Source organism: Streptomyces sp. NPDC043176, from assembly GCF_056436715.1.
In genome coordinates this window covers 303,187-317,096 of the sequence record NZ_JBWKCA010000001.1, presented here as the reverse complement: position 1 = coordinate 317,096, position 13,910 = coordinate 303,187, and the positions used below count along the sequence as shown (strand labels likewise).

The following is a 13,910-nucleotide window of genomic DNA, read 5'->3' as shown; positions in this document are numbered from 1 at the left end:
GAGACGCGATATGTTGCGTTGCCGATACGGGAGGTCAGCACCATGACAGAGTGGTCCGTCACCGAGCCGACGAAACTCGCGCCGGCCGACCCCGTGACGCGCCTGCGGGTCCGCATCGTCAACGGCGCGGTGAACGTGGTGGGGACCGACGAGAGCTCCGTCCGCGTGGAGATCTCCGAGATCGAGGGCCCGCCGCTGATCGTGTCGCAGGACGGCCCGACCCTGACCGTGAGCTACGAGGACCTGCACTGGAAGAGCATCCTGAAGTGGCTCGACCGCAAGGAGTACCGGCGCCGGGCCGTCGTCTCCGTCGCCGTGCCGGCGGGCGTCGACGTCGAGGTGGGGGTGGTCGGCGCCGAGGCCGTCGTCTCCGGGATCAGCGGACGTACGGAGGTGCGCGGCGTCACCGGCGACACCACCCTCCTGCGGCTCTCCGGCCCGGTCCGCGCCGAGAGCGTCTCGGGCAACCTGGAGGCGCAGTCGGTGACGGGCGCCCTGCGGGCCAACTCGGTGACCGGGGACGTCACGGTGATCGAGGGCGCGGGCGCCTCGGTGAAGGCCGACACGGTCAGCGGCGACATGGTCGTCGACCTCGACCCGGCCGAGCTCGACGGACCGCCCGCGGACATCCGGCTCACCAGCGTCTCCGGCGAGGTCGCCATCCGGCTGCCGCACCCGGCGGACGCCCGGGTCGAGGCGAGCACCACGAGCGGCTCCGTGTCGAACGCCTTCGAGGATCTGCGTGTGGGCGGCCAGTGGGGCGCCAAGTCCATCACGGGCACCCTGGGCGCGGGCCGGGGCACGCTCAAGGCGACCACCGTCTCCGGCTCCATCGCCCTGCTCCGCCGCCCCGTGGCGGACGGGGACACCCCCGCCCCCTCCCCCTCCGCGACCGGAAAGGTGCTCTGACATGCCGCCCGTCTTCGCCCACGGCCGCCTCCGCCTCTACCTGCTCAAGCTGCTCGACGAGGCCCCGCGCCACGGCTACGAGGTGATCCGCCTGCTGGAGGAGCGCTTCCAGGGGCTGTACGCCCCGTCGGCCGGCACGGTCTACCCGCGCCTCGCCAAGCTGGAGGCCGAGGGCCTCGTCACCCATGCCAGCGAAGGCGGACGGAAGGTCTACTCGATCACCGACGCGGGCCGCGCCGAGCTGGCCGGGCGGGGCACCGAGCTGGACGACCTGGAGCGGGAGATCCGCGAGTCGGTGTCGGAACTGGCGGCGGAGATGCGCGAGGACGTGCGCGGCGCGGCCGGCCGGGTGCGCAGCGAGATGCGCGCGGAGGCGGGGCGGACCCGGACGGCGGAGTCCTCCACGTTCGCCGACGCCAAGGAGGAGCTGCGCCGGGTCGGGCAGGAGTGGAAGGAGCAGGCCCGCGAGGCCCGCGCGGAGGCCCGGTCGGCGCGCCGCCAGGCCAAGGAGTTCCAGCGGATCGCCCAGCAGGTGCAGGACGAGGTCCAGGACCGCTTCTCGCGGGGCGACTGGCCCAAGGGCGTCTGGGAGGGGCTCTCGGACATCACGGCCCAGCTCGGCGGCCTGGTCGCCGGCACGACCCACCCCAAGGCCGCCGCGCAGGAGCCGCCGTTCGCGACGGCCCCCACCGCCGGCGCCCCGGAGTGGGCGCGGGACACGGAGCCGTCCCACGACCCGGCCCGCGACCTCGACCGGCTGCTCGACCGCTTCCGCGACGAGATCCGCGACGCGGCCCGCGACCACGGAGTCACCCAGGAGCAGCTCACCGAGACCCGCCGGCACCTGTCGACAGCGGCGGTCCGCATCACCGGCCTGCTCCGCCCCCGCTCAGAGACCTGACCGGGGGCCCCGTGGTCCGGGCGGGGCTCAGCCTCGGGTGGCCGTGACCGTCACGCGGGCGCCCGGGGCCGCGAGGACCCAGGCCCGGCCGGGGGCCTTGCGGAGGACGACGGCGCCGCCCCGGGCGGCCAGACGCCAGGTGCCGGGCGGAAGGGAGAGCTCGGTGACGCGGGGGCCGCGCCGGCCGGCGGAGTCGTACGACAGCCGGTAGACGCCGGTCGCCGAGTCGTAGGCGCTGGAGCGGACCGTGCCGGCGACGGCCTCGGCGTAGGGCTCCGCGGTGAGCTCCTTGTTGGTGCGGAAGGCCCCGGAGCCGTCCACGGCGCAGTAGCCGCCGCCGTAGCACCACACGTAGCCCGCCCAGCCGGAGCCGTAACGGCCGAGGGAGGCCATCGCGTCGCGGTAGAAGCGGTTCATCCGCGGGAGGGAGTTGTTGAGCGGCCCCCACTCCCCCACCACCACGGGCACCTTGTACTCCTCGGGGTACAGGGTGACGGCCTGCTCGTAGCTCTCGATCCAGCCGGCGTCGGGATCGTAGTCGGCGCCGGCCTCCATGCCGGTGTTGTAGAAGTGCGGGGCGTAGACGACCTTCGGGTCGTCGATCCGGCCGAGCCCCGTGGGCACGCCCTCGCCCACGATCGGGGTGGGTTCGACGAACACCCAGGCGTCCCGGTCCACCGACCGGACCGCGTCCGCGAGGCGGTTGTACATCGGGGTGATCTGGTCGCGTTCGATGCGGCGGGCCGCCGTCGGCAGGTCCTCGCCCTCGCGCATCTCGCCCATCGGCTCGTTGATGAGGTCGTAGCCGAGGACGGCCGGGTGGTCGCCGAGGCGGTCGGCGAGCACCCGCCACATGCGGGCCTGGGCGCGCCGCAGGTCCTCGTCCTCGTAGAGGTGGGTGAAGGCCCGCTGGACGGCGGGTTCGAAGTACTCGGAGAACCAGTCGTCCGGGTGCGGGGTGAAGGGCAGTCCGTCGGTCCTGGTCGCCCAGGCCGGCACGCCCCGGTGGCCGAAGGCGGGACCGAAGACGTCCTGGTGGGCGTCGACGAGGACCCTGACGTCGTACTTCTCGGCCCAGTCGAGGATCCGTTCGATCTTCCGCAGATAGCTCTGGCTGTACCGGCCGGGCCGCGGCTCCAGGTCGTCCCAGAAGACGAGCAGGCGCGCGAAGCCGAAGCCCTTGGCCCGCATGTCCCGGAAGTGCTTCTCGGTGACGGCCGAGAGGGCGGCGTCGCCGCTGTTGGCCTTGTCCTCGACGTTCCAGCCACGCAGGGTGAGGGTGCGGCCGTGCTCGTCGGTCAGGGCGGGGATGCCCGCCCCCACCGGGTCCGACGCCCCGGCCCGGTCGGATCGATCGGCCCGGTCGGATCGATCGGCCGGACCGGCGTGGACGGCCGGACCGGCATGGGCGGCGTGGGCGGCCGGACCGGCGTGGGCGGCGGTCGGGGCGAGCAGCGCGGCGACGACGAGGGTCGCGGCAAGGGTGGTTCGCGACAAGGGGACCTCCGGCACGACAAGGTGAGTGATGTTCACGTTTCGCGTGCCGGAGATCCCATCAGGAGTACTGACGAGTCATCAAGAGGTCGTCAGCACGATCTTTCCGAAGAGTTCACCGGAGGCCATCCGCTCGAAGCCCTCCCGCGCCCGGTCCAGCGGCAGCACGTCGTCGACGAGCGGCCGCACGCCCGTCGCCGCGCAGAACGACAGCAGGTCCTCCAGCTCGTCCTTGGAGCCCATCGTCGAGCCGACGACCTTCAGCTCCAGGAAGAAGATCCGGGTCAGCTCGGCGTGGGCGGGACGGTCGCCGCTCGTGGCGCCCGAGATGACCAGCGTGCCGCCCGGCCGGAGCGACTTCACCGAGTGCGACCAGGTGGCGGCGCCGACGGTCTCGATGACCGCGTCGACCCGCTGCGGAAGCCGGGCCCCCGGCTCGTACGCCTCGACGGCCCCGAGCTCGACGGCCCGCTTCCGCTTCTCCTCGTCGCGGCTGGTGGCGAAGACGCGCAGACCCGCCGCCTTGCCCAGGGCGATGGCCGCGGTGGCCACGCCGCCGCCCGCGCCCTGCACGAGGACCGAGTCGCCGGGCCGGACCCCGGCGTTGGTGAAGAGCATCCGGTACGCGGTCAGCCAGGCCGTGGGCAGGCAGGCGGCCTCCTCGAAGGACAGGTCCTTCGGCTTGGGCAGCACGTTCCAGCGGGGCACGGTGACCCGCTCGGCGAACGTCCCCTGGTACCGCTCGGTGAGGATGGACCGCGGCTCGTCCGGTCCGACACCGTGACCCGTCTGGCCGATCACGGAGTGCAGGACGACCTCGTTGCCGTCCTCGTCGATGCCCGCGGCGTCACAGCCGAGGATCATCGGAAGCCTTCCCTCGGGCAGCCCCACCCCACGCAGCGACCACAGGTCGTGGTGGTTGAGCGAGGCCGCCTTCACGGTCACGGTGGTCCATCCGGGCCGCACCTCGGGTTCCGGGCGTTCACCCAACTCAAGGCCGTTCAGCGGCTGGTCACGGTCGATTCGGGCAGCGTAGGCAGCGAACATGGCCCCGACCCTAGGGTCCGACGGGTACGCGGCGGAACCACACACCCGTGTGACACACCCCCCAGTCGCACATGAAGGGGCCCCGTCCCGCGCGGTGCGGAACGGGGCCCCTTCAGGGCTCAGGAGCGAGCTCAGCGGCGCGCGACGCCCTCGGCGCGGGCAGCTGCGGCGACCGCGGCCGCGACGGCCGGGGCGACCCGCTCGTCGAACGGCGACGGGATGACGCAGTCGGCGGCGAGCTGGTCGCCGACGACGTCCGCGATGGCGTTGGCCGCGGCGATCTTCATGCCCTCGGTGATCCGGGAGGCCCGGACCTGGAGCGCGCCGGCGAAGATGCCGGGGAACGCGAGGACGTTGTTGATCTGGTTCGGGTAGTCCGAACGGCCGGTCGCCACGACGGCCGCGTACTTGTGCGCGACGTCGGGGTGGACCTCGGGGTTCGGGTTGGCCATGGCGAACACGAACGCGTTCGGAGCCATGGCCGCGACGGCCGCCTCGGGGACCGTACCGCCGGACACGCCGATGAAGACGTCGGCGCCGGCGAGGGCGGTCTCCAGGGAGCCGCTCAGGCCCGCCTTGTTGGTGAGCTCGGCGATCTCGCGCTTGACGTCGGTCAGGTCCTCGCGGTCCCGGCTGACGATGCCCTTGCGGTCGGCGACGGCCACGTCGCCGAGGCCGGCCTCCAGGAGGAACTTGGCGATGGCCACGCCGGCCGCGCCCGCGCCGGAGATGACGCCGCGGAGGTCGCCGAGGGTGCGGCCGGTCAGCTTGGCCGCGTTGCGCAGGGCCGCGAGGGTGACGATCGCGGTGCCGTGCTGGTCGTCGTGGAAGACCGGGATGTCGAGGCGCTCCTGGAGCTTGCGCTCGATCTCGAAGCACCGCGGCGCCGAGATGTCCTCCAGGTTGACGCCGCCGAAGGACGGGGCGAGCCGGACGACGGTCTCGACGATCTCGTCGGTGTCGGTGGTGGCGAGGGCGATCGGGACCGCGTCCACGCCGCCGAACTGCTTGAAGAGGATGGCCTTCCCCTCCATGACCGGGAGGGAGGCCTCCGGGCCGATGTCGCCGAGGCCGAGCACGGCCGTGCCGTCGGTCACGACCGCGACGACCTGGGACTTCCAGGTGTAGTCGTTGACCAGCTCGGGGTGCTCGGCGATCGCGGTGCACACCTTCGCGACGCCGGGCGTGTAAGCGAGGGACAGGTCGTCCTTGTCCCGGAGCGGCACGGTGGCCTGCACGGCCATCTTGCCGCCCCGGTGGAGCGCGAAGACAGGGTCGAAAGGCTCCTCGGGAGCTTCGGTACCGCTGTCATTGCGAGGATTGACGATCTCCGCTGCCATTGGGTTGACCCCTTAAGTCTGTTTCATTTGAGGGTGGCCGCTCCTGGTTGAGGAGGGGTGGGGAGGCACCGCGGCCGCCTTGTCGGGCAGCCGCTCGGGCGCGCCGCACAACGCGCCCTGAGCCCCGGATGAGGGGTGTAAGGATCCTTCTTACCGGACAGACGGCACCGCAGACGAGTCCATAACCTCTCGGTGACACGACTCATACCGAGTGCGTCCGGACACGGACGGAGAACGACACGTCACCCGATGTCCCGATAGATGTCCACCGCACCCGAATGGCCGACTTCGGCTCGTCCGAATGGCGAGATCAACCGCAGATTTTCCGGAGAACGGGAAGGGATCCCGCAGAAGGTCCGGCCTTGATGTACCGGCCTGTATCGATTCGGGGGTCACCCGTTACCCGATTTTGACATCACTGGCCGTCGGTTTGAGGCGGTCCGAATGGCAAGATGCCGTAATCACACGAGGTCGCGGCACTCGAAGACGCGTACGCGACCTACTGGCAGCTCCCTCAACGCCGGAGGAACCCGACCATGACCGCACGCTCCACGCGCTGTACGACCGTCGCCAAGACCCGCACCTCCCGTCTTGCCGCGGTCGCCGCCATCGCGGTCGCCGGCTCCATGCTGCTGACCGCCTGCGGCGACCAGACCGAGGGCGGCTCGACGCCCGAGGGCGGCACGAAGTCCGGCGCGGTCTCCACGGCGCCGCTCTTCTCCAAGCTGCCCGCGGACATCCAGAAGGCCGGCGTCATCAAGGTCGGCACGGACGCCACCTACGCCCCGATGGAGTTCAAGCAGGGCGCGACGATCGTGGGCGTCGACCCCGACATCGCCGCGGCGCTCTCCAAGCAGCTCGGCGTGAAGTTCCAGTTCGAGAGCGGCACGTTCGACACGCTGCTCACCGCCCTGCCGACCGGGCGCACCGACGTCGTCATGTCCTCGATGACCGACACCAAGGCCCGCCAGGAGGGTCTGGACGACAAGGGCCAGAAGACCGGCACCGGTGTCGACTTCGTCGACTACTTCACCGCCTCCACCGGCATCCTGGTGAAGAAGGGCAACCCCCAGAACATCAAGTCGCTCGACGACCTGTGCGGCAAGAAGCTCGCGGTCCAGCGCGGCACCACGTACGAGCAGGCCGCCAAGGACCAGGCCGAGAAGTGCAAGAAGGACGGCAAGCCGGCCCTCACCTTCGAGTCCTTCCCGACCGACGCCGAGGCCCAGACCCGCGTCAAGGCGGGCGGCGCCGTCGCCGACCTGAACGACTCCCCGGTCGCCGCGTACATCGCGCAGACCGCGGGCGGCGGCAACGACTTCGAGGCCATCGCCAACAAGACGGACGCCGGTCTCTTCGGCATCGCCGTCGACAAGAAGAACACCCAGCTCCGCGACGCGCTCAAGGAAGCCCTGGACGCGGCCATCAAGGACGGCTCCTACAAGGCCGCCCTCGACAAGTGGAACGCCGGCGACGGTGCCATCCCCGCGGCCAAGATCAACGGCGGCTCCTGACTTCCCGGCACCACTGAAGGGCAGTCGTTGTGACTGACAAGTTCGACAAAGACAAGGTCGACAAGGTTCCCGCCGGGGCGTCCCCCGCCCCGACGGCGATCCCGCCGGAGGCCATCAAGGCCATTCCGGTCCGCCACTACGGCCGCTGGGTCGCCGGTGTCGTCGTGGCGGCACTGCTGGTGCTGCTGGCCGTGGCGTTCTCCCAGGGCGACGTCCGCTGGGCGACCGTCCCCGAGAAGCTGTTCGACCCCAGCATCCTCGAGGGCCTGGGCAACACGGTCCTGATCAGCGTCGCCTCGATGGCGCTGGGTCTGGTGCTCGGCGTGCTGTTCGCCGTCATGCGCCTGTCCAAGAACCCGGTGACGAGCACCGTCGCCTGGCTCTACATCTGGATCTTCCGCGGCACCCCGGTCTACGTGCAGCTGCTGATCTGGTTCAACCTCGCCCTGATCTTCCCGATCTTCAACATCGGGTTCTACAAGGACGAGATGACCGATGTCATGACCCCCTTCCTGGCCGCCCTGCTGGGTCTCGGCCTCAACGAGGGCGCGTACATGGCGGAGATCGTCCGGGCCGGCATCCAGTCGGTCGACGAGGGCCAGACGGAGGCGTCGCACGCGCTGGGCATGAGCCAGGCGAAGACGATGCGCCGCGTGGTGCTCCCCCAGTCGATGCGGGTGATCATCCCGCCGACGGGCAACGAGTTCATCAACATGCTGAAGACCTCGTCCCTGGTCGTGGCCGTGCAGTACCCCGACCTCCTGCGGGCCGCGCAGGACATCGCCTCGACCTCGTTCGCGGTGATGGAGATGTTCTTCGTCGCCTCGATCTGGTACCTGATCCTCACCTCGGTGTTCAGCGTCGGGCAGTTCTACCTGGAGAGGCACTACGCCCGCGGGTCGCTGCGCTCCCTGCCGCCCACCCCGTGGCAGAAGGTCAAGGCGAACCTCTCCCGACTCTCCAACCGTGAGGCGGTGACCCGATGACCGCCATGGTGAAGGCCGAGGGCGTCCACAAGTCGTACGGCGCCGCGCACATCCTCAAGGGCATCGACCTGGAAGTGCAGAACGGCGAGGTGTTCTGCCTGATCGGCCCGTCCGGTTCCGGCAAGTCGACCTTCCTCCGGTGCATCAACCACCTGGAGCAGATCAACGCCGGCCGGCTGTACGTCGACGGCCAGCTGGTGGGCTACCGCCAGAAGGGCGACAAGCTCTATGAGCTGAAGGACGCCGAGATCGCCGCCCAGCGCCGCGACATCGGCATGGTCTTCCAGCGCTTCAACCTCTTCCCGCACATGACGGCCCTGGCCAACGTCATGGAGGCGCCCATCCAGGTCAAGGGCGAGACCAAGGCGGTGGCGCGCGAGCGTGCCGAGCGCCTGCTCGACCGGGTCGGCCTGGGCGACAAGGCGGGGAACTACCCCTCGCAGCTCTCCGGCGGCCAGCAGCAGCGTGTCGCCATCGCCCGCGCGCTGGCGATGGAGCCGAAGCTGATGCTCTTCGACGAGCCCACCTCGGCGCTCGACCCGGAGCTGGTCGGCGACGTCCTCGACGTCATGCGGGACCTGGCCGAGTCGGGCATGACGATGGTCGTCGTCACGCACGAGATGGGCTTCGCCCGTGAGGTCGGCGACTCGCTGGTCTTCATGGACGGCGGCGTCGTGGTCGAGTCGGGCAACCCGCGGGACGTCCTGACCAACCCCCAGCACGACCGGACGAAGGCGTTCCTGTCCAAGGTGCTGTAAGGCACGCGCGAAGGGGCGGTACGGGTTCTCCCGTACCGCCCCTTCGCCGTGTCGCGCGCGGCTATTTCACGGCGAGGAGGAGGGTGTCCGAGGGCGAGGCCCAGACCGGGCGCGCCTCGCCGAAGCCGGCGGCGCGGAGGGTGTCGGCGTGCCAGCGCGCGGAGGGCGTGTCGCCGTCGGCGTGCTCGCCGTAGATCTCGAAGCGGCGGGCGGTGGGTCCGGCGAGGGCCGGGTCCGCCGCGGCGGCGGCCCACCACTCGGCCCAGTCCTGGGCGCCGGCGGCCTTGGCCCGGTCCATGGCGGCGTGCCGGTGTGCGCGCTCGGCGGCGTTGATGCGGGGCGTGGTCTCGTCGATCATGTGGTCGGCGTTCATGAAGACGCCGCCGTCCCGGACGAGGCCGGAGAGCCGGCCGTAGAGGGCCGTCAGCGGCTCCCTGTGCAGCCAGTGGAGGGCGGTGGCGGTGAGGACGGCGTCATAGGTGTCGTGGGGCAGCAGCGAGGTCCAGGACGGGTCCTTGAGGTCGGCCGCCACGAAGGTGACGCGCTCGTCGCCGGCGAAGTGGCCTTCGGCGATGGCCAGGAGGGCCGGGTCGAGGTCCACTCCAGTACTGGTGGAATCGGGGAACCTACGGAGCAGCCGATCCGTGATACTTCCCGTACCGCAGGCGAGGTCGAGCACGCGGGGCTTCGGTCCCACGACCGCTTCGACCATGTCGAGCATCACGCGGAACCGCTCCTCGCGGTCCGGCATGTACCACTCCTGCTGACGGTCCCAGCTCCGCTGCCAGGCCGCCCAGTCGGTTCCGGTCATCGCCGTACCCTCCCCGCTCCTTCGTAATACCCTCGAAGGGGACATAGCCATTACCCCTCACGACCAAGACCCTAGCCCGCCAGAGTAAGGACTACAAGTGGAACTGGCCTATTACTCGGACTATGCCGTGCGTCTGGTCAACACCGAGGAGCCGGCCCGCAACAAGGACAGCCTGACCTCCGTCGAGGTGATCCGGGAGCTCTTCGGCCCGGCCACCCAGATGGCCCGGCGGGTCACCGACCCGGACGTCACCCGCTTCCGGTCGGTGCGCGCCCGGCTGCGGGCGGTCTTCGTCGCGGCCGACGAGGGCGACCACACCGGCGCGGTCGACCTGCTGAACTCGCTCCTCCTGGAGTTCCCGGTCAGCCCCCAGATCTCCGGCCACGACCTCCTCGACGACGACGGCCGCCCCCGCTGGCACATGCACCTCGCCGACCACCCCTCGAACCCCACCGCGGGGTACGCGGCGATCGCGGCGATGGGCCTCGCCTTCCACCTGACCGAGTTCGGCGCCGACCGGCTCGGCCTCTGCCAGGCCCCGCCCTGCCGGAACGCCTACCTGGACACCTCCACCAACCGCTCCCGGCGCTACTGCTCCGACCGCTGCGCCACCCGCGCCAACGTCGCCGCCTACCGGGCCCGCAAGCGCCTGGAGGCCGAGCGGACGGACCACACCGGCCTCACCGCCGAGACGAGCCAGGAGAGCGTCACCGCCGCCGACCGCTGACGCCCCGGCGTCACCGGCCGGTACCGCGCCCGCACCCGCCCGAGGACCAGCTCGGGCGGTACGGCCCCGAAGACCCGGCTGTCCCCCTCGGCGGCCGGGTTGTCCCCCAGCACCCACCAGCCGCCGTCACGTCGCTCGATCAGCCGCTTCACGATGAGCAGATCCTGCTGGAGCGGATGCCGCAGGACCGCCACGCACCCGGGCCGCAACCGCCCGCCGTAGTGCACGAACAGCCGGTCCCCGTGCAGCAGCGTCGGCACCATCGACACCCCCGTCACCTCGGCGATCCCGAACGGAGCCCCGGCCTCCGCCACCTGCTCCCGCCCCGATTCCCTCATCCGGCACCTCCCGGTCCGCCCGCGCTCGCGCTCGTCCACTCGTACACGAGTCCCATGGTGACCCTGGACTTTTGACCTAAGCCCCAGGGGGCGCCCGCGAAAACGCCCTTCTCACCGAGTAATGTCCCACCTGAGAAGACGATCACGAGGAAGGACGGCTCAATGCTCTCCCGCCTGTTTGCCCCCAAGGTGACGGTCAGCGCCCACTGCGACCTCCCCTGCGGCGTGTACGACCCCGCCCAGGCCCGCATCGAGGCCGAGTCGGTCAAGGCTGTCCAGGAGAAGTACCAGGCCAACGAGGACGCGCACTTCCGCGCCCGCGCCACGGTCATCAAGGAGCAGCGCGCCGAGCTCGCCAAGCACCACGTCTCGGTGCTCTGGAGCGACTACTTCAAGGCCCCGCACTTCGAGAAGTACCCCGAGCTCAACCAGCTCGTCAACGACACCCTGAAGGCCCTCTCGGCCGCCAAGGCGTCCACCGACCCCAAGACGGGCGAGAAGGCCCTCGAGCTCATCGCCGAGATCGACCGCATCTTCTGGGAGACCAAGAAGGCCTGATCTCCCTCTAGGCGGCCTGACCTGCACTTTCGCGGGTCTCGCCACTTAGCTGTCCGCACCCGGTCCGCAGTCCGCCGAACACGGCGCCCCTGACGGCCCGGGTGCGGTCTTCTTTCCCCGGCCACAGGTGGGCGTAGACCGTGGCGGGTGCGGGCGCGGTACCGGCCGGTGACGCCGGGGCGTCAGCGGTCGGCGGCGGTGACGCCCTCCTGGCTCGTCTCTCAGGACGGGCCCTGAGCCGGTTCCGTCGGGAGGCTGTAGCGGCGCTTCTCCTTGGATGTGGCGCCGAGGCGGTCGTAGAAGCGGATGGCGCCGTCGTTCCAGACGGGTGTCTGCCACTGGACGTGGGTGAGGCCGAGCGTGCGGGCCTCGGATCGGACGGCGGCCGTCAGGAGGGGGCCGAGGCCGTGACCCCGGGAGGCCTCGGTGAGGTAGAGGCAGTCCATGTGGAGGTACTCGGCGCCGTCCCAGGTGGAGAGTTCGGGGGCGCAGGTGGCGTAGCCCGCGAGGGTGCCCTCGGGCAGGACGGCGACGAGGCAGCGCAGCCGGGGCGGTTCGGCGCCGAAGAGGAGGCGGGCGAGGCGGTCGGCGAGGCCGGGGGCCGGGGCGGGCGCCTTCTCGTACGCGGCGTGCTCGGTGATCAGTTCCACGACCCGGGGCAGCTCCTCGGGGCGCACGTGCCGTACGGCTGCCGGGCCGGGTCCCTCCTGGCGTGCGTTCATACGGTCATGATGCACGGCCCCACCGACAGCCTGGCCGCGGAGCCCTGGGCGCGGAGCCAGGCGCGGTAGGGGGCGGCACGGAGGGCGACTTCGCGGTAGGCGGTGGCGAGTTCCGCGTACAGGAGGTCGAGGGGGGCGCCGGGGCGGGCGTAGAGGAGGAGGCGGACCGCGAGGGGGTCGCCGCGGAGGGGGCGGATGGCCATGTCGTCGCGCGGGAGGGAGGTGGGCTGGCAGGGGGCGACGGCCTCGCCGAGGACGATGAGGGAGGCGGCCGTGTGGTAGTCGGCGTGGAGGAGGGGCGGGTCGATGCCGGCGGCGTCGAGGACGCGGCGGAGGCCGTCCCATTCGCCGTCCACGGTCGGGTCGACCATCCAGTGGTCGTCGGCGAGGTCGGCGAGGTCGACGACGGCCCGGGAGGCGGCCGGGTGGTCGGGCGCCATGGAGACGAACTGCGGTTCGCGGGCGACCAGGACCCTGCCGTCGAGGCCGTCGGGGACGCGTAACGGGCAGCCCTCCACCTCGTGGACGAACGCGACGTCGAGGCGGCCGGCGGCGACCGTCCGCAGCAGTTCGTTGGCGGAGACGTCCATGCGGAGGCCGACGTCGGTGTCCGGCAGCCGCTGGCGCAGTCGGCGCAGCCAGCCCGGGAGGGCCCGGCTCGCGGTGGACCCGACGCGGAGTCCCGGCCCGTCGGTGCGGGCGGCCGCGGCGCGGGTCTCGGTGACGAGGGCGGCCATGTCCGCGACCAGGGGGCGGGCCCGGTCGAGCAGGGAACGGCCGAGCGGGGTGGGCCGGCAGCCGGTGCGGCCCCGGGAGAAGAGCTCGGCGCCCAGGGAGTTCTCGATGCGGCGCAGTTGGGTGGTCAGCGAGGGCTGGCTCATGCCGAGTTGCCGTGCCGCCTTGTGCAGGCTGCCCGTGTCCGCGATGGCGCAGAGCGCGCGCAGGTGTCTCACCTCCAGCTCCATGCCCCGAGGGTAGGACGGCGGCCGGGCGTCGCACCAGATATCCGGAACGGCTCAATCTCCTTGCATTCCAAGGAAGTTGGGGCGAAGTGCAGGGGGTGATGCGGTGGGGCTATCGGCGGTTGGCATCATCCCCGGACGCCCCGGACGCCCCGAGACTCTCTCCGACCCCAAACAGGAGGAGCCCCCCATGCGTCACCCCAAGGTCCTCACCTCATTGCTGACCGCCACCCTCGGCGTCGGCCTCGCCGCCTCCCTCGGCACGGCCCCGGCGGCCGCCACGGCCCCGGCCCGGGCCGCCGAGACCGCCGCCGTGGCGTACGCCGGCTCGACCGCGGAGGCCAAGGCCAACCAGGCCTTCTTCGACGCCGTCGTGAAGTCGGTGGCGAAGAAGCGGGCCGCCACCCCGGGCGCGACCGCCGTCACCGTCGTCTACAGCGCCGCCAACGCGCCCACGTTCCGCACCCAGATAGCCCGCTCGACCCAGATCTGGAACAGCTCGGTGGTGAACGTCCGGCTCGTGGAGGGCAGCAACCCGGACTTCGCGTACTACGAGGGCAACGACTCCCGCGGCTCGTACGCCAGCACCGACGGGCACGGCAACGGCTACATCTTCCTCGACTACCGGCAGAACCAGCAGTACAACTCCACCCGTGTGACGGCCCACGAGACGGGGCACGTGCTCGGTCTCCCGGACCACTACAGCGGCCCGTGCAGCGAGCTGATGTCGGGCGGTGGCCCCGGCACGTCGTGCACGAACGCCCAGCCGAACGCGCAGGAGCGCTCACGCGTCGACCAGTTGTGGCGCTACGGCCTCGCCTCCGCGTTCAAGACCGCCTGAAC

At 71.3% G+C, this 13,910-nt stretch carries 15 protein-coding genes; 8 read left to right on the top strand and 7 right to left on the bottom strand.

All coding sequences use genetic code 11. The features are described 5' to 3' along the window. The first annotated feature begins 42 nt into the window (after positions 1 to 42). On the top strand, positions 43 to 909 hold the full coding sequence (locus AC067A_RS01475; protein ID WP_478612927.1) for a DUF4097 family beta strand repeat-containing protein: 867 nt from the start codon (positions 43 to 45) through the stop codon (positions 907 to 909). A 1-nt stretch (position 910) separates the two neighbouring features. Then, the gene (locus AC067A_RS01470) at positions 911 to 1,810 is read left to right on the top strand and encodes a PadR family transcriptional regulator (RefSeq protein WP_478612924.1); all 900 of its coding nucleotides are present in this window, start codon (positions 911 to 913) and stop codon (positions 1,808 to 1,810) included. A gap of 27 nt (positions 1,811 to 1,837) precedes the next feature. Here AC067A_RS01470 and AC067A_RS01465 read toward each other — a convergent pair whose 3' ends face one another. The 3 genes from AC067A_RS01465 to AC067A_RS01455 form a co-directional block, all read right to left on the bottom strand. Further along, positions 1,838 to 3,307 (bottom strand): cellulase family glycosylhydrolase, encoded by a 1,470-nt coding sequence (locus tag AC067A_RS01465; protein WP_478612922.1) that lies wholly within the window; start codon positions 3,305 to 3,307, stop codon positions 1,838 to 1,840. A gap of 78 nt (positions 3,308 to 3,385) precedes the next feature. Continuing rightward, positions 3,386 to 4,351 carry a zinc-binding dehydrogenase gene (locus tag AC067A_RS01460; RefSeq protein WP_478612920.1) on the bottom strand — a complete coding sequence of 322 codons (966 nt, stop codon included), beginning with the start codon at positions 4,349 to 4,351 and terminating at the stop codon, positions 3,386 to 3,388. A gap of 131 nt (positions 4,352 to 4,482) precedes the next feature. Further along, positions 4,483 to 5,691: an NAD(P)-dependent malic enzyme gene (locus AC067A_RS01455; protein WP_478612918.1), complete on the bottom strand. Its 1,209-nt coding sequence runs from the start codon at positions 5,689 to 5,691 to the stop codon at positions 4,483 to 4,485. 536 nt (positions 5,692 to 6,227) lie between these two features. On the opposite strand from AC067A_RS01455, the gene AC067A_RS01450 reads away from it, so the two are divergent. The 3 genes from AC067A_RS01450 to AC067A_RS01440 are packed head-to-tail and all read left to right on the top strand — an operon-like array spanning position 6,228 to position 8,949. Beyond that, on the top strand, positions 6,228 to 7,205 hold the full coding sequence (locus tag AC067A_RS01450) for an ABC transporter substrate-binding protein (RefSeq protein WP_478612915.1): 978 nt from the start codon (positions 6,228 to 6,230) through the stop codon (positions 7,203 to 7,205). Between the two features lie 29 nt (positions 7,206 to 7,234). After that, positions 7,235 to 8,191, top strand: coding sequence for an amino acid ABC transporter permease (locus AC067A_RS01445; RefSeq protein WP_478612912.1), 957 nt, complete (start codon positions 7,235 to 7,237; stop codon positions 8,189 to 8,191). Then, on the top strand, positions 8,188 to 8,949 hold the full coding sequence (locus tag AC067A_RS01440) for an amino acid ABC transporter ATP-binding protein (protein ID WP_478612909.1): 762 nt from the start codon (positions 8,188 to 8,190) through the stop codon (positions 8,947 to 8,949). Before AC067A_RS01445 ends, AC067A_RS01440 begins: the two co-directional genes overlap by 4 nt. 61 nt (positions 8,950 to 9,010) lie before the next feature. Here the strand turns inward: AC067A_RS01440 and AC067A_RS01435 are convergent, their stop codons facing one another. Further along, positions 9,011 to 9,760 carry a class I SAM-dependent methyltransferase gene (locus AC067A_RS01435; RefSeq protein ID WP_478612906.1) on the bottom strand — a complete coding sequence of 250 codons (750 nt, stop codon included), beginning with the start codon at positions 9,758 to 9,760 and terminating at the stop codon, positions 9,011 to 9,013. A 97-nt stretch (positions 9,761 to 9,857) separates the two neighbouring features. Here AC067A_RS01435 and AC067A_RS01430 point away from each other — a divergent pair, with 97 nt between their 5' ends. Continuing rightward, the gene (locus AC067A_RS01430; protein WP_478612903.1) at positions 9,858 to 10,487 is read left to right on the top strand and encodes a CGNR zinc finger domain-containing protein; all 630 of its coding nucleotides are present in this window, start codon (positions 9,858 to 9,860) and stop codon (positions 10,485 to 10,487) included. Here the strand turns inward: AC067A_RS01430 and sodX are convergent. Then, entirely contained in the window at positions 10,391 to 10,825 is a 435-nt protein-coding gene (sodX, locus tag AC067A_RS01425) for a nickel-type superoxide dismutase maturation protease (RefSeq protein WP_478612900.1), read from the bottom strand. The genes AC067A_RS01430 and sodX overlap by 97 nt on opposite strands. A gap of 162 nt (positions 10,826 to 10,987) precedes the next feature. On the opposite strand from sodX, the gene sodN reads away from it, so the two are divergent. Continuing rightward, complete coding sequence (gene sodN, locus AC067A_RS01420; RefSeq protein WP_017236240.1) at positions 10,988 to 11,383, top strand: superoxide dismutase, Ni; 396 nt, start codon at positions 10,988 to 10,990, stop codon at positions 11,381 to 11,383. 221 nt (positions 11,384 to 11,604) lie between these two features. Here the strand turns inward: sodN and AC067A_RS01415 are convergent, their stop codons facing one another. Further along, the gene (locus AC067A_RS01415; RefSeq protein WP_478612897.1) at positions 11,605 to 12,105 is read right to left on the bottom strand and encodes an N-acetyltransferase family protein; all 501 of its coding nucleotides are present in this window, start codon (positions 12,103 to 12,105) and stop codon (positions 11,605 to 11,607) included. Continuing rightward, a complete protein-coding gene (locus tag AC067A_RS01410) occupies positions 12,102 to 13,070 on the bottom strand; it encodes a LysR family transcriptional regulator (RefSeq protein ID WP_478612894.1) in 969 nt (322 codons plus the stop codon). The genes AC067A_RS01415 and AC067A_RS01410 overlap by 4 nt, the downstream gene beginning before the upstream one ends. 187 nt (positions 13,071 to 13,257) lie before the next feature. Between AC067A_RS01410 and snpA the strand changes: the two genes are divergently transcribed. Continuing rightward, a complete protein-coding gene (snpA, locus tag AC067A_RS01405) occupies positions 13,258 to 13,908 on the top strand; it encodes a snapalysin (RefSeq protein ID WP_478612892.1) in 651 nt (216 codons plus the stop codon). The last annotated feature ends 2 nt before the right edge of the window (positions 13,909 to 13,910 follow it).